The sequence below is a fragment of the Streptomyces sp. NPDC055189 genome (assembly GCF_053606765.1).
In genome coordinates this window covers 131,035-155,507 of record NZ_JBSGSG010000016.1, presented here as the reverse complement: position 1 = coordinate 155,507, position 24,473 = coordinate 131,035, and the positions used below count along the sequence as shown (strand labels likewise).

Sequence of the window (24,473 nt, the reverse complement as noted above, 5' to 3'; positions counted from 1 at the left end):
CACCTGGCGTGCGGGGGCTTCGGCCGTTTCCGATGCCGGGCGGGGTGTTCACTTCGTGTACGGCGGGATGGCCGCTTCGCCCGCCGCCTCCCGCAGGACGTCCTTGAGCATGTCCGGAGTCAGCCGTCCGGTGAACGTGTTGCGCTGGCTGACGTGGAAGCAGCCGTACAGGGTGACCGGTCCGGGGGCCGGGGGTGTGACGGGCTCCGGAGAGCCGCCGGCGGCTGCCCGTACTCCCGCGCGCTCCAGCGTCACCCGCGTGCCGTGCGCGAACTTCGGCCGTGGCTTCGGCACCTGCCACCCCGCCGCCGCGAAGGCCGGCAGCGCCGCCTGCCAGCCGAAGGCGCCGAGAATCACCGCCGACCTGAGACGCGGCCCCAACAGCTCCATCTCGCGTACGAGCCACGGCCTGCACATGTCGCGCTCGCCGGGAGTCGGCTTGTTCTCGGGCGGGGCGCAGTGCACCGGCGACGTCACCCGTACCCCGCGCAGCGTCAGTCCGTCGTCCACGGACACCGCCAACGGCTTCGATGCCAGGCCCAGTTCGTACATCGCCTTGTACAGGACGTCCCCGGAGCGGTCGCCCGTGAACATCCGGCCCGTCCGGTTGCCTCCGTGCGCCGCGGGGGCGAGCCCGATGACCAGCATGGAGGCATCCGCGGGCCCGAACCCGGGCACCGGCCGCGCCCAGTACGTCCAGTCCATGAAGGCGGCCCGTTTGACCCGCCCGACCTCCTCGCGCCAGGCGACGAGGCGCGGGCAGGCGGCGCACCCCGAGACACGTGCGTCCAGCTCGGTCAGCGGATCCATGCGGGCCACCCCGGATCGTCCTCCATCGGTTCGTCCGTCCTCAGAACAGCTCGTCGTCCGTGGAACGGACGATCCTGGCCTGCATGTTCCGTTCCATCATCTGTAGCGCGGCCTCGGCAAGGTCACTGTGGATGCTCGCGCAGGCGTCCTCGGCCACGACGACTTCCAGATGCCTGATGTGGGCATCGAGCGCCGAGTAGAGGATGCACTGCTCGGTCACCTGGCCGCAGAGGAGCACGGAATCGATGCCGCGCTGGCGGAGCAGGTACTCCAGCGGGGTGTCGTAGAAGATCGAGTGCCGGGCCTTCACCACGAAGAGCGAGTCGCCCTCGGGGCGGATCGGAGCGACCAACTCGGCGTGCGGGCCGCTCAGGACGATGTTCAGGAGCTCGTCGTGGTGGGAGCGCCACAGGCCGAAATTGTCGTTGGCGTAGATCACCGTGATGTCGTCGGCCCGCGCCCGCTCGATCAGTCTGCGGACGTTGGGCAGCACTTCCTTGACCGACTTCCGGAGGATTTCCGCGTCCGGGTGGTCGTACAGGTTGATCATGTCGACGATGACGAGTGCCTGCTGAGCCATGCCCCGAGTCCATCACGCGCCCCACGCGTAACGCGGGTGCCCCGCCAGCAGACGCGGTGACTGCCGGGCGACGCGGAAAATGGCTGGCGCCGTGTCCGGTCGCGGCGGGATGCTCCCGGATGTCCGGGCCGGAGGGAGCATCGTGATGACCGTTGACGCGTCGGGGCCGTCCGGGGACGGGCCCGAGGTCCGCGTCGCCGCCGGAGCGCTGCGCGGCACGCGGGAGGCAGGGGTGGCGGTCTTTCGCGGCATCCCGTTCGCCGCGCCGCCGGTGGGCCCGCTGCGCTTCGCCGCGCCGCAGCCGGTACAGGGGTGGGAGGGGGTGCGGGCCGCGCGGTCGTACGGACCGCCGCCCCCTCAGGGCGGCCACTTCGGCATGGACGCGCTGGCGCGCGAGGTGACGGGCGAAGACTGGCTGACGGACGGGGACTGGCTGACGGTCAATGTCTGGTCGCCCGGGCCGGGACCCGGCGCGGAGCTGCCGGTGATGGTGTGGATCCAGGGCGGCGCCTACACGATCGGCATGTCAGGCCTTCCCGAGTACGACGGCGGCCGCCTCGCGCGTGAGGGCGGCGTCGTCGTCGTGACGTTCAACTACCGGGTGGGCATCGAGGGCTTCGGGCAGATCGAGGGGGCGCCCGCCAACCGGGGGCTGCTCGACCAGGTCGCCGCTCTGGAGTGGGTGCGGGACAACATCCGGGCCTTCGGCGGCGATCCGGCGCGCGTCACGCTCTTCGGCCAGTCGGCGGGCGCCGGATCGGTCGCCGCGCTCCTTGCGATGCCGCGTGCGGCCGGGCTGTTCGGCCGGGCCGCCGCGCAGAGTGTGCAGGGCACGTTCTTCGCGCCGGAGCTCGCCGCCGACATCGCCGCCGCCTGCGCCGCCGAGCTCGGGCTGAAGCCCACCGTGGCCGACCTGTCCACGGTGGACCCGGAGCTGCTGTCCGCCGCCGGTGACGCGGTCGGCGCCGACATGGGCCGGTGGGCACCGCGTTGGGGCCGGGTGGCGCACAGGTCGATCGCCTTCTCGCCGGTCGTCGAGGGAGATGTGCTGCCGGTGACTCCCTGGCAGGCCCTTGCCGACGGCGCCTGCCGCGGCATCGGGCTCCTCGTCGGCCACACCCGCGACGAAGCGCGGCTGCTCACCGCGCTCGACGGGCTGCTGGGCCAGGTGACACCGGAGCAGGCGGCGAGCGCCCTGCGCGTCTTCGGCCCCGGGCAGGACGGCGCACGCGGCTACCACGACGCTTTCCCGGCCGCGGGCCCGGACCAGTTGCACGAACTGGTGCAGTCCGACTGGCTGTTCCGCATGCCGAGCCTGCACCTCGCCCTGGCCCAGACCGCCGCCGGTGGTCGCGCCCACGTCTACGAACTGACGTGGCCCGCACCGGGCATGGGCGGCATGCTGGGCGCCTGCCACGGCCTCGACGTGCCGCTCGTCTTCGGCAACCTGGACCGTGGCCGGCCCGCCGCACTGATCGGCGAGGGCCCGCCGCCGGAGGCGGAGGCGCTGTCCGCCCGCATGCGCGCCGCGTGGACGGCGTTCGCCGCGAACGGCGATCCCGGCTGGCCCGGGTACGACGCCGCTCAGCGCCTCGTGCAGCTCTTCGACACCCGGCCGGCTGTCACGGCGTACCCGGAAGAGTCCTCCCGCCGGATCTGGCAGCACCACGACTTCTCCGCCCTGCCGCTGATCGACGACCGCCCCGCCGGGTAACGGTCGACCACGTCGGCCTTCAGCGGGCGACCGCTTCGATGGCGAGGCGGAGCTTCAGGCGGCGGCCTGTCATGCCTTTGGCCGTGGTCACGCCGAACGCGTACCGGTCGACGGTGGCCGTGCCCTCGACGATCAGCCGCCGCCCGTCCGGCACCACCGCCCCGACAGTGACGGAGACGGGCTGTGTGACGCCCCGCACCGTCAACTCCCCCGGCAGCTCCGCCGTACCCCTCGCGGTTTCCGCCACCCGGCGGCTGCGGAACTCGATCTCCGGATACCCGGCGGCATCGAGATAGTCGGCGGATACGACATGCCGGTCGCGGCGCCCCAGACCCGAGTCGAACGTGTCCGCCCGGATCGTCACGTCCACCGAGGAGTCCTCCACGGCATCGGTCACGGTGATCTGCCCCCGGCCGATGCCGAAGGTGCCCCGCACCGGGAACAGTCCGAACACCGTGCGCGTCCGGAACCGCACCGTCGATGCCGCCGGGTCGATCTCGTACGTGCCGCTCTCCGGGACGCTCTGCTCTTTCCGCATCGGCAGGACCATGGCGCCCGCGCCTCCCTCTTCCGACGTCCGCGGCAGCTCGTCCGCCACCGCGGTCACTGAACTCATCGTGCTCGCCGGGCGAGGCAGCGGGCAGATTCGGATGTCTCCGATCCGCCGGTACAAATGTCACCTGGCCCGCGCCTGTCCCGGCGGCGGTGGAAGGGGAGCCCTATCAGCCCCTCGTCAATGCCGAATCGACCCGGGGCGGTTCCGCTCGCTAACGTGTGAACGGACCGAGCTCCTCCCACCGTTCGGCGGGGTGGACGCGGTCCTGTCCAGCGAGGAGTTGATCGATATGCGCAGGCTCACGCAGCGCCGCCACATCGACCTCGGACGTCTTGCCGGCTCCTTCTGTCGCCGCTGACCTCCGGCCTCCGCTCGGCCCTTCTTTCCCTCGCTGATCGACCGAAGACGCGTGCGCGGCCTCTTCCGCCCTGCGTGATCGACACCTGGTGACCGACGCGCCCTGACGCATGCCTCTTTGGCGCCGCTCGGCCTGCATACCCCTGTCCCGGGCCTCGCCCCGCCGTCTCACCCGCACGCGTACCCCCGCATGCCCCGAACCCCCAGGAGCTCCCCCATGTCATCCGAACCCGCACGCTTCGCGTACTGGGTCCCCAACGTCAGCGGCGGCCTCGTCACCAGCAAGATCGAGCAGCGCACCGACTGGGGCTACGACTACAACCGCGAACTGGCCGTCCTCGCCGAGAACAACGGCTTCGACTACGCCCTGAGCCAGGTGCGCTACATGGCCAGCTACGGCGCCGAGTTCCAGCACGAGTCGACCAGCTTCAGCCTCGCCCTGCTGCTCGCCACCCAGCGCCTGAAGGTGATCGCCGCCGTCCATCCGGGCCTGTGGCACCCGGGGGTGCTCGCCAAGCTCGGTGCGACGGCCGACCAGCTGTCGGGCGGGCGGTTCGCCGTCAACGTGGTCAGTGGCTGGTTCAAGGACGAGTTCACCGCACTCGGCGAGCCCTGGCTGGAGCACGACGAGCGCTACCGCCGCTCGGAGGAGTTCATCCGGGCGCTGCGCGACATCTGGACCGAGGACCACGCCGAACTGGCCGGTGACTTCTACCGGATCCGCGACTTCTCCCTCAAGCCCAAGCCCCTCAACACCCCCGAGCGCCCGCACCCGGAGATCTTCCAGGGCGGCAACTCCACCGCGGCCCGCGCCATGGCGGGCCGCGTGTCCGACTGGTACTTCTCCAACGGCAAGGACTTCGACGGCGTCACCGAGCAGATCCAGGACGTGCGTTCATCGGCCGCGGCGGCCGGACGCACCCCGCCCCGCTTCGGTCTCAACGGTTTCCTCATCGCCCGTGACACCGAGGCCGAGGCCCGCGAGACGCTCCGCGAGATCGTCGCCAAGGCCGACACCGACGCGGTGGAGGGCTTCGGCGCCGCCGTGAAGCAGGCAGGACGGTCCGCCGCCGACGGCAAGGGCATGTGGCAGGACTCCTCCTTCGAGGACCTCGTCCAGTACAACGACGGTTTCCGTACGGGTCTCATCGGCACCCCGGAACAGATCGCGGAGCGCATCGTCGCCTACAAGAAGCTCGGCGTGGATCTCTTCCTGCTCGGGTTCCTGCACTACCTCGAAGAGGTGGAGTACTTCGGCAAGAAGGTGCTCCCGATCGTCCGTGAGCTCGAAGCCTCGGCCACCCCCGCGGCCACCCACTGACGCACCACCTGCCCCACCACAACTCCCCCAGAGAGGCAGCAACATGAGCACCGTCACGCCCGCCGACTGGCAGACCCTCCCCATCCCCACGGACTCCCGGGCCTGGATCGACCGCGCCTCGCAGGTCGCGGCCGTCCTGGCCACCGACGCCGTCGCCCGCGACAAGGCGGGCCACACCCCCTACGCCGAGGTCCAGTTGCTCAAGGACTCCGGTCTGGTCACGCTCCTCGGGCCGGTCGAGCACGGCGGCGCCGGTCAGGACTGGCCGACGGCCTACCGCGTCGTGCGCGAGGTCGCCAAGGCCGACGGTTCGATCGGCCAGCTGCTCGGCTACCACTACCTGTGGAACTGGGCCGCCCGCCTGGTCGGCACCCGCGAGCAGTGGGAGCACGTCGAGGCCGAGGCCGCCCGCGAGCGGTGGTTCTTCGGCGGCGCGGTCAATCCCCGCGACCACGACGTGGTGGTCACGGAGGACGGCGACGACCTGGTCTTCACCGGCCGCAAGACCTTCTCCACCGGCAGCAGGGTCTCCGACGTCACCGTGCTCGAAGGGGTGCTGGAGGGCACGGACAAGCATGTCTTCGCCATCGTGCCCTCCGACAGCGAGGGCCTGACCTTCCACGACGACTGGGACAACATCGGCCAGCGGCTCACCGAGAGCGGCGGCGTGAGCCTGGACGGCGTGCGCACACCGTGGGCGTCGGCCGCCGGATACGTCGGCAAGGAGTTCACGCCGCGCGTCTACAACACGCTCAACGTCCCCACCATCCAGCTGGTCTTCGTCAGCTTCTACCTCGGCATCGCAGCAGGGGCCCTGGAGACCGCCGCCTCCTACACCACGGCCAGGTCACGCCCCTGGCTGCACGGCGGCCACGAAGCGGCCGTCGACGAGCCGTACGTCATCGACATCTACGGTGATCTCACCGCCAAGCTGTGGGCCGTCGAGGCCCTGGCCGATGCCGTCGCCCTGGAGGGCCAGGCGCTGCACGACGATCCGGACGCGGTCACCGAGCAGTCCCGCGGGGCGTTCGAGGTGCGGGTCGCGGCGGTGAAGGCGCGCGCCACGGAGGTCGCTCTGGAGATCACCAACCAGGTCTTCGAGGTGACCGGCGCCCGCTCCACCGCATCGGCCGAGGGACTCGACCGCTTCTGGCGCAACGTACGCACCCACACCCTGCACGACCCCGTCGCCTACAAGCGCCGCGAGGTCGGCCGTCACGTCCTCACCGGTGAGCTCCCGGAACCCACCTGGTATTCGTGATCCTGTGCCATGACGCCGCGAGGACGCTCAGTGGCTGCCGGTGAGTTCGCCGCTGAGCTTCTCGTGGATCCGGGCGCTCGGACCGTTCAGGCCGATGATCTCCACCGTCTTGCCGCGCTGGGCGTACTTGATCCCGATCGTGTCCAGGGCGGCTACGGAGGAGGCGTCCCAGACGTGGGCGGCCGTCAGATCGATGACGACCTTGTCGGGGTCGCCGGCGTAGTCGAACCGTTCGACGAGATCGTTGGCGGAGGCGAAGAACAGCGCACCGGTGACGGTATAGGTGACGTTGTCGTCGTGATGGTCACGGATGGCGGTGACCTCGGCGTGCTGGGCGACGCGCTTGGCGAAGACGGCCATCGCCGTGAGCGATCCCGCGACCACGCCGACCGCGAGGTTGTGCGTGGCGACCACGCACGCCACGGTGACGACCATGACCGTGATCTCGCCCGCGGGCATACGCTGCAGCGTCTTGGGCGCGATGGAGTGCCAGTCGAAGGTCGCGAAGCAGACCATCACCATCACGGCGACCAGCGCGGCCATGGGGATGTCGGAGACGACAGGTCCGAAGACGATGCACAGGACCATCAGGAAGGCGCCCGCGAGGAAGGTGGACAGGCGGGTGCGGGCCCCGGACACCTTCACGTTGATCATCGTCTGGCCGATCATGGCGCAGCCGCCCATGCCGCCGAAGAAGCCGGTGACGATGTTGGCGATGCCCTGGCCGATGGACTCGCGCTTCTTGGAGGAGCGGGTGTCGGTGATGTCGTCGACGAGCTTGGCGGTCATCAGGGACTCCATCAGGCCGACCAGCGCCATGGCGAGCGCGTAGGGCGCGACGGTCGTCAGCGTGTCCACGGTGAACGGCACATCGGGCAGGGCCGGCACCGGCAGGGACGACGGCAGTTCCCCCTTGTCGCCGACGGCCGGCACCGCGATCCCGGCGGCGACCGTGACGGCCGTGAGGACGACGATCGAGACGAGCGGGGCCGGAACCACCTTGGTGACCTTGGGGAAGAACACCATGAGGGCGAGCCCTGCCGCGATCAGCGGGTAGACGGGCCAGGGCACGTCGTGCATCTCGGGGACCTGCGCCATGAAGATCAGGATGGCGAGGGAGTTCACGAAGCCGACCATCACGCTGCGCGGCACGAACCGCATCAGTTTGGCGACGCCGATCGCGCCGAGGACGACCTGGAAGACACCGGCCAGGATCACGGCCGCGACGAGATACCCGAAACCGTGCTCGCGGTTCAGCGGCGCGATCACCAGCGCGACGGCGCCGGTCGCCGCCGAGATCATCGCGCGGCGCCCGCCGACGACGGAGATGGTCACGGCCATCGTGAACGAGGCGAACAGGCCGATCGCGGGGTCGACCCCGGCGATGATCGAGAACGAAATCGCCTCGGGGATCAGCGCGAGACCGACCACCAGACCGGCGAGCGCCTCGGTGCGCCAGACCTTCGGGTCGGACAGCCAGTCGGGGCGCAGGCCACGCAGCCGTGCGGCCGGGGACAGTGCGGACGTGGACAAGAGAGGTACCTGTCGTGCTCGGGCAGCGCCTGGCATGACCCGGGGCGTGCGAAAAATGCGAAGACCCTAACGTTACGGCAGCGGGCGAGGGTGATTCAGTTGCCGGCGCCCTTGCCGATGTAGAGCTCGGCGAACGCGGCGGCGGCGGCCGGCGAGCGCAGGATCCTGCGCAGCCGGGCGGCGGCCGTGCCCGCCCTGAACGGATCACCCGACGACGTGCCGTGCAGCAGCTCGGAGAGCCACTGGGAGAACTCCTGGTACTGCCACACCCGCGAAAGACAGGCCTCCGAGTAGCCGTTCAGGGCGCTGTCGTCGCCTTTCGCGCAGTGGGCCACGAGTGCGTCGCCGAGCAGCAGCGCGTCGTGCAGCGCCAGGTTCATGCCCTTCGCGGCGATCGGAGCGGCGAGGTGGGCGGCGTCGCCCGCGAGATAGAGGCGCCCGCGGGACATGGGTTCCACGACGTAGTTGTGCATGTCCAGGACGCGCTTCTCGATCAGTCGCCCCTCGGTGAGCGGCGGCGCCCCCGCCACCGAGAGCCGGGCGTGCAGCTCGGACCAGACGCGCTCGTGCGGCCAGTTCGCGGGGTCGTCGCCGGGCGGGCACTCCAGGTAGTAGCGGGTGACCTCGGGGCTTCGGGCCATGTGGGCCGCGAAGCCGCGCGGGTGGATGCCGAAGACGACGCAGTCCGACGACGGCGGCGCCTCGGCGAGCAGGGCGAGCCAGCCGATGCCGTAGTCGTGCCGGGCGACGGTGGCCTGCTCCGGCCCCGGGTAGGTGCGCGTCACACCGCGCGCGCCGTCGCAGCCCGCGACGGCGTCGCAGTCGAGACGTATGCGCTCGCCCGACGCCGGATCCGTGTACGACACCGCGGGGCGGTCCGTGTCGATGCCGTCCAGTTCCACGTCGCGTACGCCGAAACGGATGTCGCCGCCCGCGCGGTCGGCGTAGGCGCCCACCAGATCCGTCACCAACAGGGGCTGCGGATAGACGAAGTGGCGGTTCCCCGACAGCTCGCCGTAGGGGAACCGGTGGCGCTCCCCCGCCCAGCGGAACTCGCATTCGCCGTGGGTCTGCGCGTGCGCGAGGAGCCGGTCGGCAAGGCCACGCTGCTCCAGGGCACGCACCGCCCACTCCTCGATGAAGCCCGCACGGGGCCGCTGTTCGATGAACTCCCTGCTCTCCGTCTCCAGGACCACGCAGTCCACTGAGGCGGCCCGCAGGATGTTGGCGACGGTGAGCCCCGCCGGTCCGGCTCCTACGACGACGATGCGGGCGCGCCGTCGCGGCGCGGAGTGCTCGGGAGCGGGGGCGAGGTCCATCCGGAAATTATGACGGGTACACGACGAGCGGGAGACCACCCCGAATGCGGGTGCGACAATCTGGCCGGGACCACGCCCGTGCCAGATCTCCGGAGCGTCGGTCCTGTTGCGGGAGGCGCCGGTCATGGACGTCCCCGGGGCAGCGGCGCCCCGGCGGACCGGCGATGGGGAGGAGTCGACGGTGCTGGAGTGGCGGTACATCGCCAAGGGCGTGCGGGTGGTTCCCGAACCCGTGGCCACGCCCTTCCTCTGGACGGGTGCCTGCGCGGGCGCGTTCGCGCTGGTGACGGTGCTCGATCTGCTCGGTGCGCTCGACCGCACGGGGCTCGCGCTCGCGGCTCTCTCGCTGCTTGCCGCGCTGCTCGGCGTGCGGGGCCGTTTCGCCGCGGCGCCGGGGACGGCCCTGCTGTGCTGGATGCTGCTGAACTATTTCGCCGCCCATCCCATAGGGGAGATCTCCTGGGCCGGGCACCGGGACCCCGAGTGGATGGGCTGTCTGCTGGCCGCGGCCCTCATCGGCACGACGGCGGGCCGCGTCCTGCACGCCCGCGCCGCCTACCGCCGCATCAGCCCGTACGACGGCACGGGCTGACCCCGGCCGACGCTGACCCCGGCCGACCCGGCCGGAGGCACGGCAAATCGTTTCCGGTGGCGCGTTGATGCTTCTACTGTGGCGCGGTGACGACTCAAGTGATCGTTCTCAATGGCGGTTCCAGCTCCGGCAAGTCCGGCATCGCGCGGTGTCTGCAGGCGGTGCTGCCCGATCCGTGGCTGACGTTCGGATGCGACACGTTCGTCGACGCGCTGCCCGCGTCGATGCGCACCGCGTCGGACGGCATCGAGGTCGCCGCGGACGGCGAGGTGACCGTCGGCCCCGAGTTCCGCACCCTGGAGGCGGCCTGGATCGAGGGCATCGCGGCGATGGCCCGGGCGGGCGCCAGGGTCATCGTGGACGAGGTCTTCCTCGGCGGTCCGGCGTCACAGGAGCGCTGGCGCAAGTCCCTCGGTGATCTGCCGGTGCTGTGGGTCGGCGTCCGCTGTGCCGGCGCGATCGCCGCGGGCCGGGAGACGGCGCGGGGCGACCGGGTCTTCGGCATGGCGGCCTCCCAGGCGGATCTGGTCCACCGCGGCGTGCTCTACGACATGGAAGTGGACACGACGCAGACCGAGTCCCTGGAGTGCGCACGGGCCATCGCGGCCCGCATCGCCTGACCGGGGAGCCCCCGCCCGGCCGCCGTCACCGCCACCTCCGGGGAAATCACACAGGGCCGGCGGGTAAACGGAACTAAAATCCGCCCCGCCTAAGCCTATTGCAGTAGGTCCGCGCAGAGAATTCGTTCGGAATAACCAAGCCCTCCGCGCCATGAATACTCCTGATACGCGTGACGGCGTCCGGGGCAGCTAGTGCCCCGGACGCCATCAGTGCCCTGAGAACGGCGCTTTCGCGCCTGGCTCCTCGGGTCAGTGACCCGGGCCAAGACCGCCGTAGTAACCGCCGAGCTGGTCGCGGTACGCGGGGTCGCCCAGGTGCTTCTCCTTGTCGAACTCGGGCGCGTCCTTGATCTGGTCCTTGGTGCGCGAGACCAGGATCTTCCGCGCCTCGTGGTCGATGGCGGTGACGGTGCTCGCAGGCAGCAGCACCTCCTTGCCGAAGATCCACACGCCGGTGTCGACGACGATGTACTGGTTGGCGACCTCGTTCGAGTGCTTGTCGACCTTGCCGATGTGGCCGTCGGCGGCCTCGACCTTGTAGCCGGTCAGGTCGGCGTCCGGGCCGTGCCCGGCAGTGGGAACGTAGCTCCAGATTTCGTTGCTCATCGAGAACTCCTCAATTGATTTTCCCTGAAACGCAGGGATTTCAGATAACGGGAGGGGATGATCAACCTCCAACGCATCGGGTGCCCTGCCGATAAAGGGCCAAACAGAAACTTCCGGCCGTCTCAGCGGCGAATTCCGCTGCCCGGTCAGAGCAAGTCGCGGGGCACGGTTTCGTTCCAGGTCCGCGAGAACACCCGCCGGTCGCCCTCGTATCCGTCCAGGGTGGCGTCCACCCGGAAGTTGCCCTCGTCGCAGCTGAGGACGGTGCGGGTCTCCACCCGTACGTCCCAGTCGTCACGGCGGAAGGACATCGTCCAGGCCGACTCCCCGGTGGCGGAGGTGAAGTCCTCGGCCACGGAGGTGTAGCGCTCGTAGGCCCGGCGGCCGACATCGAGGCCGATGTCGTCGATCCGCGTCGTCCCCCGGTCCTTGACGATCTCCAGCTCCGCGGCGTAGTCGACCAGGTCACGCTTGACCTGCCAGCGCTCCTCGGGGGCGACCAGCTGGGTCGATGGCCGCGGTCGGGTGCCTTCCGGTTCACCGAAGGGCTCCTCGGGCACGGCGTCGGGCGCCTCCACCGGGCGGACCGGCAGCGTCAGGGTGCTCGATGTCTCGTGCACGGTCAGGAGCACCGGCTTGGGCGGCGGCCAGGCCAGCGGCCAGTACGAGGTGGAGAGCGAGAGCCGGATGCGGTGACCGGGCGGGAAGGCCTGGGCGACGCCGTTGAGCGGGATGACCGCGCGATAGCGGCGCCCGGGTTCGAGGGGGCGCGGGTCACTGTTGTGCGCGTCGCCCCGGGTGAGGTTGAGCAGGCCGTAACTGACGCGGGTGGCACTGCCGTCGGGGGCCACGTCGGAGATACGGGCCGCGACCATGGCGACGGGTTCGCTGACGCTCAGGTCGAGTTCGACGCTCGGCGAGCCCAGGATCTCCGTGCGCTCGGTCAGCGGGTCGGTCTCGAAGACCAGCGAGCCGCCGTCCTCCTCACGCTGGTCGTAGGGCAGGTCGGGGGGCGCGTTGTAGGAGGCCCACTTACCCCCGAACTGGCCTACGGACAGCGGTGATTGGACGGAGAGCCCCTCATCGGGCCCCCCGCTCCCGGCGCTTTCGCCCGAAGCCTCCGCATCGGTCGCCTCCGCATCGGTGAGCGGCCCGGAGAGCCCGTGACGCGTCAGGCGGCGCACCACGGGGGTGATGTGCGGGGACGGCCAAGACGGCTCACCCACCCAGCGGCCGGGGCGTTCCTCGTACGACGTGGACGGCGGCACGCTGTCCTGCATCCACGTCCGCAGCATGGGGCCTTCCATGACGCCGTTGTCGGCGCCCTTCAGCCAGTGGTCCCACCACCGCACCACTTCCTGGAGATAGCCGATGGCGGGGCCGGGCTCGCCGAGGTGGGGGAACTTGTGGGACCAGGGGCCGATCAGTCCCTTGCGCGGCACGTCCAGGTTGCCGAGCAGCCGTGTCACGGCGTTCGAGTAGCCGTCCGCCCAGCCGCTCGACGCCAGGACGGGGCAGCGTACGGCCTGGTAGTCCTCGCAGACCGAGGCGTGCCGCCAGTAGTCGTCGCGGCGCTGGTGCTTGAGCCATTCGATCACCCAGGGGCGGGTGCCCTCCATCCGCTCGTGCCACATGTCGCGCCACCGGTCGCCCACCGTGGCCGGGTCCGGGGGCATGGTGCCGTAGGCGAACATGGTGCCCGCCTCGGCGAGGTTGTCCGACAGGAGTGCGCCGCCCATGTAGTGCATGTCGTCGGCGTAGCGGTCGTCGGTGAAGGACGCGATGACGATGGCGCGCAGGCTCTCCGGCTGCCGCGCGGCGACCTGGAGTGCGGCGAAGGCACCCCAGGAGATGCCCATCATGCCGGTGGTGCCGTCGCACCAGGGCTGGTCGGCGAGCCAGGCGAGGACGTCCTCGGCGTCGGTCTGCTCCTGCTCCAGGTACTCGTCCCTGAGCACCCCTTCGGAGTCCCCGGTGCCGCGCAGGTCGACGCGTACGCAGGCGTAGCCGTGCCCGGCGATGTACGGGTGGTGGATGGAGTCGCGCTCGGCGGTCAGATCACGCTGGCGGTAGGGGATGTACTCCAGGATCGCGGGGACGGGATCCTGGTCGGAGGACGTCGGCCGCCAGATGCGGGCCGCGAGGCGGGTTCCGTCCGCCGCGGGGATGGTGACGTTCTCCTCTTCCTTGGTCTCGTACGGAAGGTCGTTCACGTAGCGCAAACCAGGACGCTCCTTCGTGTTGCGGTGGTGACGGTGGTTCAGTCGTTCTTCGTCTCGCGGCCGCCGGGCTCGGCTTCGTCGAAGGTGAGACCGAGGGCCGCCACGCACTGGTCGTACTTGGCCCGCATGTCCTCCTCGCTCTGCCCGCCCGTGAAGATGTGCGCCAACTCATAGCTGTAACTGTCCTGTTGGGAAACGCCCGACAGGCGCTGTCCTTCCTCGACCACCACGTCGATGCGCACCCCCGGGATGCGGCGCTCGATGCTCTCGATGTCCTTGCGCGAGGGCACGTCGTGCACGGTGGCGTCGGCGAACCAGCGGTAGTACCACTTGGCTGCCGTGGGGTACTCGCCCTTGCGGTGCGGCAGTCCGGGGTCCTTGCCGAGCGCCAGGCTCAGCATGCAGTGGTGGTTGGGCACCCCGTCGACGTACTCGAACATCTCCGCGTGCGACTGGGAGTGCCGCGGATTGATCTCGAGGAGGTTGAGCGCGTCCGACCGCGGGTCGTAGAAGTACTCGATGCTGAACGTCGCCGCCTCCATGCCGATCTGCCGCATCACCCGCTCCGATATGTCCCGCAGCCGCTCGAGGACGGGCTCGGGGAGCCGGGAGGGGTACTGGTGGCGCAGGAAGCTCGACGAGTCGGGGTACTGGATCGAGTCGATGATGCCGTAGACGGTGACCTCGCCTTCGTGGACGTAGCCCTCGACCGCCACCTGGATGCCGCCCAGCTCACCTTCGGCCAGACAGACCTGGCCGCCCACGTCGGCCATCTCCGGAGGCAGTTCGACGCGGTCGAGTATGTCCTCGAACGGTCGCCCGATGCGCCCCATCCCCTCGCGGATGCGGGCGGTCGCCTCGGCGAACTCGTCCTGGTTCTTCACGCCGTAGGCCAGTTCCGACGAGTAGGAGAGCGCCGGCTTGAGCCACATCGGGAAGTCCATGCCCTCAGGGGGCCGGGGATCGTCGCTCTCGGTGTCGACGCGCCCGAAGGGCGGATGCGCGTCGGTGACCCGCCGCTGCTCCAGGCGGCTCCAGTACTTGTGCTCGCACTTGACCACGGAATCAAGACTGGTGCTGCGCGTGCCGTAGCGCTCGCTGAGGATCGGCACGAGCGTGCTGACCGGGAAGTCCCAATAGCCCACGATCGCATCGATGTGGCCGTCGAACGCGTCCAGAATCTTCTCCGCCTTGGCGAGCAGCCCCGGTACCGACACTTCACCGCCCTGCAGCTCCCCGACGGTGAGCAGGGGGTGGAAGACGTAGTCCTGCGCGTCGGGGACGGCGCGCATGGTCGGCAGATTGGCCTCGTCGAGGCCGAGAACGAAGATGTTGTGCGGCATGGCGCCCTTTCGACGTCGTGGTCGGCAGCTGTTCCGCCGGGTGACGGATGGTCCGCGTACCCGTGCGGAAGTGGCGCAATCCCCGCCCCTCCCTGCCACCCGGCCCCACTCCCGTACGCAAGGCCCCTGGTAAGTGGGGCGCGTGTGCGTCGGGGTTCCCAGGGCACCAGGGACGACGGCAGTCGCGGGAGCGAGCCCCGAGCATCCGAAGGAATCCATGAGGCCAGAGGTGCACCGAGTCGACCGGACCTGTCACCGTGCGTCATCACCCGAGTGGTGGCGGGTGCCGGAACAGCGGAATGTGGAGAGAGCGCCTGGCGGGAGCGGGTTCCACACCGCCCCGCCCAAGACGACCGGAGGTAAGTGATGGTCGCCCACACGACCGCCCCGGCTGCCCCGGGACGCCTGCTGACCCTCCCCGGTGTCTACGCACCGCAGGACGACACCGGTCTCCTCGCACGCGCGCTGTGCCGCGAGGCCATCGGTCCGGACACGGACGTACTGGACCTCGGCACCGGCAGTGGCGCGCTGGCCGTCCACGCGGCGCGGCTCGGCGCCCGGGTGACAGCGGTGGACATCGCCTGGCGCGCCGTCCTGACCGCCCGCCTCAACGCGATGGTGACGCGGCAGCGCATCACCGTCCTGCGGGGCGACCTCACGGCCGCCGTCCCCGGCCGGTCCTACGACTTCGTGGCGACCAATCCCCCGTACGTTCCTTCCCCCTCCGTCCGGCTGCCACGGCACGGCGCGGCCCGTTCCTGGGACGCGGGGCAGGACGGCCGCGCGGTGGTCGACCGGATCTGCGACGCGGTCCCCGCAGCGCTGCGCCCCGGCGGTGTGCTGCTCATGGTCCACTCGGCTCTGTGCGACACGGACGCCACGGTGCGCCGTCTCGCGAAGGCCGGCCTGGAGACCTCGGTCGCCGACCATGCCCTCATACCGTTCGGGCCCGTCCTGCGCTCGCGTCGCACCTACCTGCGCGGGCGGGGCCTGCTGGACGACGAGAACCACGCGGACAACGAGAACGCCGAGTACCTGGAAGAGCTGGTGGTCATCCGTGCCGAACGCACCTGATCCCGCGCAGGGCGCACGGGAGCAGCGGCCCCGCCGCGTCACCATCGATCCCGAGGGCCCCCTGCTCGTCGAGGGGCCCGTCGAAGTGGTCGGGGACGACGGCCGGATCTTCGCTTCCCGGCGCTTCACCGCCGCGATCTGCACCTGCCGCCGCAGCCGGACGTATCCCTGGTGCGACACCAGCCACCGCCGCCGTGTCAGAACGGACGACAAGACCGAGCCGGAGACCGACACCGACCACGACCAGGACTCCGAGGGGGAGGAAATACCCGATGCCCACTGACCACCAGACGCCCTCCCCCGATGACACCCCCCGCGAGTCACGCCGCACGAGCCCCGCCCTGCCCGAACCCCGCGGCATCCTGTCCCGCCTGGTGGTCAGCACGCTGCGTGCCGGGGGCAGTTCGGGCCCTCTGTCCCTCGACACCCACGACGCCGACCCCTACGGCGACGATCTCCAGCTCGCCCTGTACCTGCTGTACGAGCTGCACTACCAGGGCTTCGACGGTGTCCGCGAGGACCTCGAATGGGATCCCGAGCTGCTCGGACTGCGCCGCGCGCTCGAAGGGCGCTTCCTCGGCGCCCTGCGCGCCAACTGCCGCTCCACGGACAGTGCCGAACGCGCCCTGGCCGACCTCCTCGTGGAGCCCGTCGGGTACATCCGCACCAGCGTCAGCCATCACCTCCAGCGCGACGGCGAACTGTGGCAGCTGCGGGAGTACGCCGCGGCCCGCTCGCTCTACCACCTCAAAGAGGCCGACCCGCACGCCTGGGTCATCCCGCGGCTGCACGGCCGGGCCAAGGCGGGCATGGTGGCCATCGAGTTCGACGAGTTCGGGGCCGGGCGCGCCGAGGACATCCACGCCCGGCTGTACGCCGATCTCATGGAGGACCTCGCGCTGCGGACGGCGTACGGGTACTACCTCGAAGCCGCGCCCGCCGAGGTGCTCGCGACGGTCAATCTGATGTCGCTGCTCGGCCTGCACCGGGCGCTGCGCGGCGCGCTCGTCGGGCATTTCGCCGCCGTCGAGGTGACCTCGTCGCCGGGTTCGCGGCGGCTGGCCAAGGCCATGCGCAGGACCGGTGCGGGGCCGGCGGCCGAGCGGTTCTACGACGAGCACGTGGAGGCCGACGCCGTGCACGAGCAGGTGGTGCGCCGCGACGTGATCGGCGGCCTCCTGGCGAGCGAGCCCGGCCTGGAGTCCGACGTGGTCTTCGGCATCGAGGCCACGGGCTTTCTGGAGGACCGCCTCGGCGCACGGCTCCTGTCCGCCTGGCGTGACGAACGCAGCGCTCTGCGCGCGCCGTTGACGGCGACCGGCTGACCGACCGACGGGCCGCCGGGCCGCCGGGCCTCGGCACCGAGGCGTCAGGCCGACCCGCGCACCCTGCCGATCTGGGTCAGTGCCTCCTGCAGGCTGTTGGGGCGCAGCGCACCGCGCACCGCGGGACCCGCCCAGCCGGGCCCGGCCAGCATGACGACGGGACGGCCGCGGGCGCCTCGCACCCCCCAGCGGGTGTCGGCGATGTGCCGGGCCAGCGGGACGCTCGCGGTGGAGCGGGCCTGCGCCCACAGGACGACCACGGCCGGGCCCGTCCTGCGCACGGCGGAGGAGACCGCCTCGACCGGCACCGCCGCGCCGAACATGCGCTGCGGGACGCCGAGTTCGCCGAGCGCCGCACTGAGCGCTTCCAGCGGCAGGCAGTGCTGTTCACCCGGCACGCAGGCCAGGACGAGGGGTGCGTCCGTGCCCGGCGTGCTCGACGGGGCCGGGTCCTTCGGCTCGGTGGCACAGCGGTGCAGGGTGCGGGAGATGTGCCAGGACAGCAGGTGCTCGACCTCCACGTAACGGTCGCCGGCCTCTTCCCACTTGCGGCCCACCGCGTGCAGCGTCGGCACCATCACCTCCTGCCACGCGGTGACCAGGCTGTGGCTGCGCACCGCGTCGGCCAGCAGGTCCTGCACGGTGGGCGCGTCGAGCCGTACGGCGGCGCGCGAAAGGCCCTTTCGCCGGCGGACGAACTCGTCGGGCGAGTGCTGCGGTGCCGGCGGCGCGGACCGCCTCGGTCGCGGCACGGAGGCCGGGCTGCCTGTGACTGCCTCGATCCCGGTCCCGGTCGCGGACTCGGCAGCCGTATCCGGGTCGAGCAGCTTCATCGCTTCGTGGGCGGCATCGGCCGGCGGCATGCCCGCCGAGGTGAGGCGGCCCATCTCCTCCAGCATGGCGATGTCCCGCTCCGACCAGCGGCGGTGGTGGCCGGGATCGCGCCGGGCGGGGCCCAGACCGTATCTGCGGTCCCAGGTGCGCAACGTCGTCGGTGACACCCCCAACCGCCGCGCCAGAGCACCCGTGGTGACTCCCGTACCGGCCGATTCGCTGTCCTGCCCACGGTGCTGCCCCTCGCTCATCCGGCCAAGATACGACGCACAACCAATGCAAGTTGCAGCGTGCGAGCGGCTGTTCCCAGGATGACCGGATCGCGGCCGGGACTACGGCGCGACTGCCCGTTTGCGTTCGATTGTACGGCGATTGTGATCGCCGGGAGGAGCTGACGAAGCGTCGATGAGCACTCCGGTGACCACCGATCCGGCCGCGGACCTGGTCGGTGGTGACGAAGCGAGCCTCGTTGCGGTCTATCGCCGGTGGGGTCCGCTGGTTCATGTTCTGGCCCAGCGCGCGCTCGGCGACAGCCGTGAGGCGGAGGACATCACCCAGCAGGTGTTCCTCGCCGCCTGGCGCGGCCGGGCCGCCTACCGGCCCGATCTCGGCAGCCCGGCGGCCTGGCTCACCGGCATCACGCGCCACAGGATCGCGGACGCGCTGGCGGCGCGGACCCGCAGGGCGGCCCTTGTCGAGGGCGCCGGGGCGCAGTACGCGACCATGGATCACAGCGCCGCCGAAGGGATGGACTCGGCGGTCGACCGGGCGCTGATGACCCAGGAGTTGGCAAGGCTCCCGGTCCCGCAGCGCACGGTGCTGTGTCTGGCGTTCTATGAGGACCTCACCCATCCGCAGATCGCCGAGCGCACCGGATGGCCGCTGGGCACGGTCAAGAGCCACGCCCGCCGCGGCATCCGCAGACTGCGGGTCCGCCTGGAGGACGTGGAGGAGAACCGTTGAGGATTTCCCGGGCCCGGTGCATCTGCGGCCCCCGTACCGGTGGAAGCAAGGGGTAGCTCAGCTCATCAACGACCGTCATGTGCTTGAGGCCGGCAGGGTCGCCCGGACCCTGCTCCCTGTTCGGCCTCAGCGGAGTCGGTGCCGCTGAGGTTGTCGCCGTTGCCCCCGAAACGGCGGCCGAGCGGGCTGTGGGTGGCGCACGTGTCGTCGTCGCCACCCACAGTCGCCATGCGTTCCCCCCTCCACGGTTCAGGCGGCGTAGCCCTTCGGCGGGATCAGGGTGGCGAGCTGGTCGAAGGAGAGCCAGTAGATCTGGTTGCCGCCGAAGGATGCGGGGTCGGCGATCAGGACCGTGCGGTTCGCGTCGTCGTAGCCGATGACCGTGAAGTAGTGGTAGATCGTCTGGTCCGACGGATAGCCGGGCGGCTGGTTGCCGGGCGGGGCCACGATGTTGGTGACCAGCGGGTAGTTGTGGTCGATGTCCAGGACGATGTCGTTCCACAGCAGGTCCTTCTGGGCCTGGGTGGGCGGATCGTTCGGCATCTCCTTGGTCTCGTACCAGCCGGTGCCGAGGTTGGCGTTGAGTACGCCGGTCACCTGGCTGATGTGGTCGGTGCCCGCCTCGGTGGTGCCGAGCTGCGCGGCCAGAGCGCCCTGGCTGGGCGGGGCGATCCGTGCGGACAGGGCGATGCGGGTGGCCGCGGGGCCGCACCAGTAGCCGGTCTCCTGGACCTGGTAGTCGACCGGCAGCGTGTGGGCGCTGCGCGTCCGGGCACCGCCGACGCGCAGCCGGGTGCCGGGTTCGTTCTGTCCGCTGACGACCGCGGTCCCGGCCTTCGAGCCGTGGCCGAGCACCGACACGCTGCTGGGGTGCGCGGGTTCCGCCCCGGCGGCGGCGGGCGTGACGAGGGCGCCGACGGCGGCGACGGCGATCGCTGTGGAGACAAGTCTCTTGCGCATACGGGCTCCTGGTGTGAGGGGTTCGACGTGCGGGAGGGGCGTACGGGATGCGATGCGGCCCGGCACCGGCGTGCGCGGGTCAGGGGATCGGCGGGACCGAGGGCCCTTCCTGTGCGAGCAGGTCGCGGGCGAACTGCTCCCACTGCGCGTAGCGGTCGGGATAGGCCGACCGCTGGACGGCCTGGCAGACCTCGCCGGGCGGCATCGTCTCCCAGCCGCCGATCTGGATCAGTCCCGGATTGCTGCCGAAGGGGGCCACTCCGTAGAAGGACTTGGAGGAGGTCGGCACGTCGGTGATCTGCTCGGGCGTGCCCCAGCCGGTGCTGGGGCGCTGCTGGAAGATCCCCAGGGAGTCGTGGTCCACCGGCGTCAGGTAGTTGACGAACTTCGACTCCTGCATGGCCGTCATCAACGCGATGACCTGGCCCTGTTCGGGAATCTGCGCGCCCTTGCCGACACCGATGACGGTGCGCGCGTTGGCGAGTTCCTCCGGGCCGAGGTCGGCCGCGGTCCTGAAGGCCCGGTGCAGTTCGGCATCGGAGGCCTGTCGCAGGGCCGTGGCCGTCTTGCGGTCGACCGAGCCGGTCCGGGGCAGCCCGTGGCGCTCCTGGAACCACTTCAGGCCGTGCCCGGGGGATGCCGCGGAGGCACCGGGAGACGCGGCGAACAGGGTGCCGAGCACGGCGAGCGAGGCGGCCATGGTCGTGCGGCGGGTGAGGGTACGGGTAATGCGCAACGCCACTCCTTCATCGGATCGTCGATGCGTCCCGGCGTGCTGTGCGGGTGAGTTCGCACGTCGACGCGCGTTGAACGGCGCGCTCGGGTCGGGCTCGGGACGCAACGCGGTGGGGGGATGCGTGGGCAACAGCCCGGCAAGCTTCCTTGCATGGCCATGCCAGGCGCAATCAATGAAAGCCCAGACTTACGGCGCGCAACTGCGCAGCAGCGCGCGGCCTTCAGCGGTCGCGACATGAAGCGAGCGTCCCGCTGTGCGGACCGTGGTCACAAGGCCCGCCGCACGCAGCACCTTGATGTGCTGGCTGATGGCCGGGTGGGTGACCTCCAGGAGGCGGGCGAGTTCGACCGTGGAGGCGCCGGTGCGGACCGCCTTGAGGACGGCGGCGCGGGTGTGACCGACCAGCGGCCCCAGCGCGCCGTCGTCCATGCGGTCGGGGGGCGCGGGGCGGGTCCAGTCCGTCGCGTGCTCGATGGGATACACCAGGACCGGGGGCAGTTCACCGTCGGCGAGCGTGACGGGCGTGGGCCAGCAGAAGAACGAGGGCTGCAGGGTGATCCCCCGGCCGTCGAGACGCAGGTCCTGGTCGACGGGGTAATCCGCCTCCAGCACCGGCGGTTTCCAGCGCAGTTGGGGCCCCAGGCCCGCGAGGAGCCCGTCGGTGCCTCCGTCGAGGAGGCTGTGCAGGCGGATGACGCGGTCGGCGTCGATCTGGGCGTGGATGCGCGGCCAGAACGGCGCGAGCGCCTCCAGGTGGTAAGTGTGCAGGGCCTGCCCCAACTGCCGCAGCGCGGCGCCGTCACCGCGTGCGAGGGTCTCCGTCCAGCCCGGAAGACGGCGCGATGCGGCCACCCGCGTCAGGTCGGTGCGCAGCCGCGGGCGAGGGGTGCGCACAAGTGTGTCGACGGCCGCGTGCAGCGTCTGGTCCGCACCGCGGGTGGGGGTGAGGAAGTCCGGGGAGCAGCCGTGCGGCGGCAGGAGCGGCGAAAGGAGCCGGCAGCTGTCCGACAAGCGCGGTCTCGCCCAGCGCCGCCATTCCCCGAACTCCCGCGCCCCGTCCCGCCGTTGCAGCGTCTGTACGCTGTTGCTGATCTCCCAGAGGAAGTCGGGCCCCGGTGCGACCCGCACCCGCGCCAGATCCTCGGCCGTGAAGTGCACCCGCAACATGGCCCGCCTCTCCCCCGTACCCCGTGCCCTGCTTCGTGGCCGCCGCGGCGCCGCGCGGCAGGGCACCAGGCGATCGCCGTGGGCCGGTTGCTGTCAAGAGCGACGGGTGGGGTCGCAACCCTCAAGTTTTGCTCTGAAGGGGCGTGCGAGAGGGGTGTGCGCTCCCGCCATCGGGCACCACAGCCGAAAAGCGGGGTGCACGAAGGGGGTTGAGGGCATGCGGATGTACTTCAGACGGGCCACGACCGCGGTGGGAGCGCGGCGGACCCTTGATGTGTATGAGGTCGCGTATCTGGCGGGCGGACCGCAGCGGGTGGCGGAGTGCGCGGTGATCGCGCTGGCTGAACGCGGGCTGATCAGGCTCCGGGCGTCGCGGGTGCGCGCCGTGCACGGGGCGGCGCCCGAGCACCCGGTCGAGCGCACGCTGGTCACGGCATGCCTGCGCAACCGCAGCACGGCGGCCGTGTGCGCGGAGTTGCGCGGGTCCCCCGAGGTGGCGGAGATCGGCGACCGGCTCGCCGAGTGGGGCCTGGTGACCAGGGTCAGGCATCAGCTGACCCGGGTCGGCAGGGAGCGGCTCCAGCGGGCCGAGGAGGACGAGAGCCTGCCCGCGTACGTGTGCGGCGGTCCCGAGGTCCTGCCCGCGGGCACGGTACGCCGCAGCGTCACGGAGGCGCAGCTGATCCCCGCCGGTCTGGGCAGGGCCCTGCTCCGGATGGGCAAGGCCCTGGACGACGACCACGGGGTGGTGGACTCCTCCGACCACTCCGGCTTCGGCTGCGGAGGCGGTGGCGGAGGGGGCGGAGGGGGCGGGGGCGACTGACGGGGCGACTGACGGGGCCGCCCCCGCGGGCGGGTTACTGCGGCACGTTCAGCACGAAGTCGAAGTCCGCCTCTTTCGCGTTGCCGACGGTGCGTACGTTCATGAGGAGCCGGGCGTCGAAGAGCGGGTCCGTGTTGTTGCGCGGTTCGCCGGGGAAGTACAGCTGGGTCGTGAGCACCGGGCGTCCCGGCGCCTGCACCTTGACGTGCAGGTGCCGGGTGCGGCCCGGATAGAGGCCGGGCACGATCGTGGTGAGCCTGAACGCGCCGGTCGCGTCGGTGAACTGATGCCCCCGGAAGCGGAATCCCGTGTTGTCGTACGTCCCGTAGGTGTCGGCCTGCCAGAAGTCCATCAGGACCCGGGGAATCGGCCGGCAGGCACGCCCGAAGACGTAGCCGGTGACGGTGAGCCGTACGCCCGGTGTGCCGGGCTGCAGGAGCGAGGTGCGCTGCGGGGAGTTGGGTTTGAAGTACGGGCCCTCCATCTGCGGGGGCGTGGGGTCGTCGCCGTCGTCGCAGGCCGGGGTCGCTTCGGGCGCGATGCCCCGCTCGCCCGCGGTCCTGGCGAGCGCGGGGACCCCGATGAGGGCCGCGGGCAGGGCCATGCCCACCGCCGCGGCCGCCCTCAGGACGGTCTTGCGGCTGGGGCCACTGCCGCCCCTGCTGCCATCGCCGTCGCCTATGCCGTCTCCGGTCGGGCCGTCTGCGGTCGCACTGTCTCCGGTCGGGCCGATCTCGTGCTCCATCGCTCCTCCTGAGGGGGTGGGGTGAGTTCCGGATCGGCACCGAAGCTATGCGGAGGGCGGGGTGCGGGCGATGGACTCAAGGCGGTGGTCGTGGTGAATATCGCCGCCGCCGCGCCGGAAGTCGCCGGGGCTCGCGCCGGTCTCGCGGCGGAAGAAGCGGCAGAAGTACGCCGGATCACCGAAGCCGACCCGCCCCGCCACCTGACGTACCGACAACTCCGTACGCAGGAGCAGGCGTTTGGCCTCGTGCACGCGGGACTGCCGGATCAGTTCGCCGGGCGTGCGGCCGGTGGAGGCTTTCACCGCCTCGCCGAGGTAGCTCACGGAAACGCCCAGACGCCGCGCGCACTCGTGCACGGACAGCAGGGAACCCTCCGGAGCGCCCAGGAGGGTCACGAACTCCGCAGCGACCGAGCCGGGCCGCGAGCGCGGTCCGGCCCCGGTGGCGGCGGCCGGCTGCGGTGCGGGCAGCCGCGCCGACCGCACCACGAGGACGTGCAGCAGGGCCCGCAGCACGCTCGGGAAGCCCTCGGCCCCCGCCCGGTACTCGCCGTCGAGATCGGCGACGAGCCGTGCGGTCGGGTCGGCCGCCTCGTCGGGCAGTTCGAGCCAGGAGCGCCGCCCGAGCCGCCGCAGCGCGTGGCGATCCGCCGGGTGGTCCAGGAGGAAGTCGTCGGTGAAGAGGATGACGTGCCCCGCGAGGCCGGTGACGTTCTCCCAGTGGTGGACCTGGCCGGGGGCGATGAAGCACAGGTTCGGCGGCCGCAGCGCGAAGCGGCTCAGGTCGACGACGTGCCTGCCGGTGCCGCCGGTGACGTGGACGATCTCGTGGAAGGTGTGCCGGTGCGGGAACGGGGCACGCGACATCGGTCCGATGGTGTCGAACGTGCCGATGGCGAACGGCAGCGCATTGGGCATGGGCACCTCCAGGCGGTGCGTCGGCATGCCTTCCTCGCCCGGTAATCCGCTGTTTCCCTCACCGGGCAAGACCGTTGTACCGCGCATGCGTACG

Annotated in this window: 23 protein-coding genes and 1 pseudogene; 10 read left to right on the top strand and 14 right to left on the bottom strand. The window is 71.0% G+C overall.

Features of this window, described 5'->3' with window-relative positions; translation table 11 throughout:
* Nucleotides 1–48 precede the first annotated feature (48 nt).
* Nucleotides 49–810: a uracil-DNA glycosylase gene (locus tag ACWFR3_RS15275; RefSeq protein WP_453735025.1), complete on the bottom strand. Its 762-nt coding sequence runs from the start codon at nucleotides 808–810 to the stop codon at nucleotides 49–51.
* Nucleotides 811–850: 40 nt separating this feature from the next.
* Nucleotides 851–1,390: an isochorismatase family cysteine hydrolase gene (locus tag ACWFR3_RS15270; protein ID WP_453735024.1), complete on the bottom strand. Its 540-nt coding sequence runs from the start codon at nucleotides 1,388–1,390 to the stop codon at nucleotides 851–853.
* 145 nt (nucleotides 1,391–1,535) lie between these two features.
* Between ACWFR3_RS15270 and ACWFR3_RS15265 the strand changes: the two genes are divergently transcribed.
* Nucleotides 1,536–3,104, top strand: a complete 1,569-nt coding sequence (locus tag ACWFR3_RS15265; protein WP_453735023.1) for a carboxylesterase/lipase family protein — start codon at nucleotides 1,536–1,538, stop codon at nucleotides 3,102–3,104.
* A 19-nt stretch (nucleotides 3,105–3,123) separates the two neighbouring features.
* Here ACWFR3_RS15265 and ACWFR3_RS15260 read toward each other — a convergent pair whose 3' ends face one another.
* The gene (locus ACWFR3_RS15260; RefSeq protein ID WP_453735022.1) at nucleotides 3,124–3,711 is read right to left on the bottom strand and encodes a YceI family protein; all 588 of its coding nucleotides are present in this window, start codon (nucleotides 3,709–3,711) and stop codon (nucleotides 3,124–3,126) included.
* 523 nt (nucleotides 3,712–4,234) lie between these two features.
* On the opposite strand from ACWFR3_RS15260, the gene sfnG reads away from it, so the two are divergent.
* Nucleotides 4,235–5,338, top strand: a complete 1,104-nt coding sequence (gene sfnG / locus ACWFR3_RS15255) for a dimethylsulfone monooxygenase SfnG (protein ID WP_453735021.1) — start codon at nucleotides 4,235–4,237, stop codon at nucleotides 5,336–5,338.
* 43 nt (nucleotides 5,339–5,381) lie between these two features.
* On the top strand, nucleotides 5,382–6,599 hold the full coding sequence (locus ACWFR3_RS15250) for an acyl-CoA dehydrogenase family protein (RefSeq protein ID WP_453735020.1): 1,218 nt from the start codon (nucleotides 5,382–5,384) through the stop codon (nucleotides 6,597–6,599).
* A 27-nt stretch (nucleotides 6,600–6,626) separates the two neighbouring features.
* On the opposite strand, the gene ACWFR3_RS15245 is transcribed toward ACWFR3_RS15250, so the two are convergent.
* On the bottom strand, nucleotides 6,627–8,168 hold the full coding sequence (locus ACWFR3_RS15245) for a SulP family inorganic anion transporter (protein WP_453735019.1): 1,542 nt from the start codon (nucleotides 8,166–8,168) through the stop codon (nucleotides 6,627–6,629).
* Between the two features lie 59 nt (nucleotides 8,169–8,227).
* Nucleotides 8,228–9,451 (bottom strand): 4-hydroxybenzoate 3-monooxygenase, encoded by a 1,224-nt coding sequence (locus tag ACWFR3_RS15240; RefSeq protein WP_453735018.1) that lies wholly within the window; start codon nucleotides 9,449–9,451, stop codon nucleotides 8,228–8,230.
* A gap of 124 nt (nucleotides 9,452–9,575) precedes the next feature.
* Here ACWFR3_RS15240 and ACWFR3_RS15235 point away from each other — a divergent pair, with 124 nt between their 5' ends.
* Both ACWFR3_RS15235 and cpt read left to right on the top strand, forming a co-directional pair.
* Nucleotides 9,576–10,043 (top strand): hypothetical protein, encoded by a 468-nt coding sequence (locus ACWFR3_RS15235; protein WP_453735017.1) that lies wholly within the window; start codon nucleotides 9,576–9,578, stop codon nucleotides 10,041–10,043.
* A gap of 86 nt (nucleotides 10,044–10,129) precedes the next feature.
* On the top strand, nucleotides 10,130–10,663 hold the full coding sequence (gene cpt, locus ACWFR3_RS15230) for a chloramphenicol phosphotransferase CPT (RefSeq protein ID WP_453735016.1): 534 nt from the start codon (nucleotides 10,130–10,132) through the stop codon (nucleotides 10,661–10,663).
* A 249-nt stretch (nucleotides 10,664–10,912) separates the two neighbouring features.
* Here cpt and ACWFR3_RS15225 read toward each other — a convergent pair whose 3' ends face one another.
* The 3 genes from ACWFR3_RS15225 to ACWFR3_RS15215 form a co-directional block, all read right to left on the bottom strand.
* Complete coding sequence (locus ACWFR3_RS15225; RefSeq protein ID WP_453735015.1) at nucleotides 10,913–11,269, bottom strand: PRC-barrel domain-containing protein; 357 nt, start codon at nucleotides 11,267–11,269, stop codon at nucleotides 10,913–10,915.
* A gap of 146 nt (nucleotides 11,270–11,415) precedes the next feature.
* Nucleotides 11,416–13,491, bottom strand: a complete 2,076-nt coding sequence (locus tag ACWFR3_RS15220) for a CocE/NonD family hydrolase (protein ID WP_453735014.1) — start codon at nucleotides 13,489–13,491, stop codon at nucleotides 11,416–11,418.
* A 38-nt stretch (nucleotides 13,492–13,529) separates the two neighbouring features.
* On the bottom strand, nucleotides 13,530–14,834 hold the full coding sequence (locus ACWFR3_RS15215) for an ATP-grasp domain-containing protein (protein ID WP_453735013.1): 1,305 nt from the start codon (nucleotides 14,832–14,834) through the stop codon (nucleotides 13,530–13,532).
* 366 nt (nucleotides 14,835–15,200) lie between these two features.
* Between ACWFR3_RS15215 and ACWFR3_RS15210 the strand changes: the two genes are divergently transcribed.
* From ACWFR3_RS15210 to ACWFR3_RS15200, 3 genes are read left to right on the top strand one after another with little or no spacing between them, the layout of a single operon-like run.
* On the top strand, nucleotides 15,201–15,908 hold the full coding sequence (locus tag ACWFR3_RS15210) for a HemK2/MTQ2 family protein methyltransferase (RefSeq protein WP_453735012.1): 708 nt from the start codon (nucleotides 15,201–15,203) through the stop codon (nucleotides 15,906–15,908).
* A complete protein-coding gene (locus tag ACWFR3_RS15205) occupies nucleotides 15,892–16,191 on the top strand; it encodes a CDGSH iron-sulfur domain-containing protein (protein ID WP_453735011.1) in 300 nt (99 codons plus the stop codon). The genes ACWFR3_RS15210 and ACWFR3_RS15205 overlap by 17 nt, the downstream gene beginning before the upstream one ends.
* Nucleotides 16,181–17,233 carry an iron-containing redox enzyme family protein gene (locus ACWFR3_RS15200; RefSeq protein WP_453735010.1) on the top strand — a complete coding sequence of 351 codons (1,053 nt, stop codon included), beginning with the start codon at nucleotides 16,181–16,183 and terminating at the stop codon, nucleotides 17,231–17,233. Before ACWFR3_RS15205 ends, ACWFR3_RS15200 begins: the two co-directional genes overlap by 11 nt.
* A 44-nt stretch (nucleotides 17,234–17,277) precedes the next feature.
* On the opposite strand, the gene ACWFR3_RS15195 is transcribed toward ACWFR3_RS15200, so the two are convergent.
* A complete protein-coding gene (locus tag ACWFR3_RS15195) occupies nucleotides 17,278–18,318 on the bottom strand; it encodes a MerR family transcriptional regulator (protein WP_453735009.1) in 1,041 nt (346 codons plus the stop codon).
* A 154-nt stretch (nucleotides 18,319–18,472) separates the two neighbouring features.
* Between ACWFR3_RS15195 and ACWFR3_RS15190 the strand changes: the two genes are divergently transcribed.
* Entirely contained in the window at nucleotides 18,473–19,030 is a 558-nt protein-coding gene (locus ACWFR3_RS15190; RefSeq protein WP_453735008.1) for an RNA polymerase sigma factor, read from the top strand.
* Between the two features lie 249 nt (nucleotides 19,031–19,279).
* On the opposite strand, the gene ACWFR3_RS15185 is transcribed toward ACWFR3_RS15190, so the two are convergent.
* The 3 genes from ACWFR3_RS15185 to ACWFR3_RS15175 all read right to left on the bottom strand — a co-directional run bounded on the left by ACWFR3_RS15185 (nucleotide 19,280) and on the right by ACWFR3_RS15175 (nucleotide 21,893).
* Nucleotides 19,280–19,990 (bottom strand): C39 family peptidase, encoded by a 711-nt coding sequence (locus ACWFR3_RS15185; RefSeq protein WP_453735007.1) that lies wholly within the window; start codon nucleotides 19,988–19,990, stop codon nucleotides 19,280–19,282.
* 79 nt (nucleotides 19,991–20,069) lie between these two features.
* Nucleotides 20,070–20,690 (bottom strand): peptidoglycan-binding domain-containing protein, encoded by a 621-nt coding sequence (locus ACWFR3_RS15180; protein WP_453735037.1) that lies wholly within the window; start codon nucleotides 20,688–20,690, stop codon nucleotides 20,070–20,072.
* Nucleotides 20,691–20,912: 222 nt separating this feature from the next.
* Nucleotides 20,913–21,893 carry an ArsR/SmtB family transcription factor gene (locus tag ACWFR3_RS15175; RefSeq protein ID WP_453735006.1) on the bottom strand — a complete coding sequence of 327 codons (981 nt, stop codon included), beginning with the start codon at nucleotides 21,891–21,893 and terminating at the stop codon, nucleotides 20,913–20,915.
* A gap of 217 nt (nucleotides 21,894–22,110) precedes the next feature.
* On the opposite strand from ACWFR3_RS15175, the gene ACWFR3_RS15170 reads away from it, so the two are divergent.
* Entirely contained in the window at nucleotides 22,111–22,716 is a 606-nt protein-coding gene (locus ACWFR3_RS15170; protein WP_453735005.1) for a TIGR04222 domain-containing membrane protein, read from the top strand.
* Nucleotides 22,717–22,753: 37 nt separating this feature from the next.
* Here the strand turns inward: ACWFR3_RS15170 and ACWFR3_RS15165 are convergent.
* Together ACWFR3_RS15165 and ACWFR3_RS15160 are read right to left on the bottom strand one after the other, a co-directional pair.
* Nucleotides 22,754–23,320: pseudogene (locus tag ACWFR3_RS15165) on the bottom strand (dioxygenase family protein); the annotation flags it as partial.
* Nucleotides 23,321–23,506: 186 nt separating this feature from the next.
* Nucleotides 23,507–24,466, bottom strand: coding sequence for an AraC family transcriptional regulator (locus ACWFR3_RS15160; RefSeq protein WP_453735004.1), 960 nt, complete (start codon nucleotides 24,464–24,466; stop codon nucleotides 23,507–23,509).
* Nucleotides 24,467–24,473 lie beyond the last annotated feature (7 nt).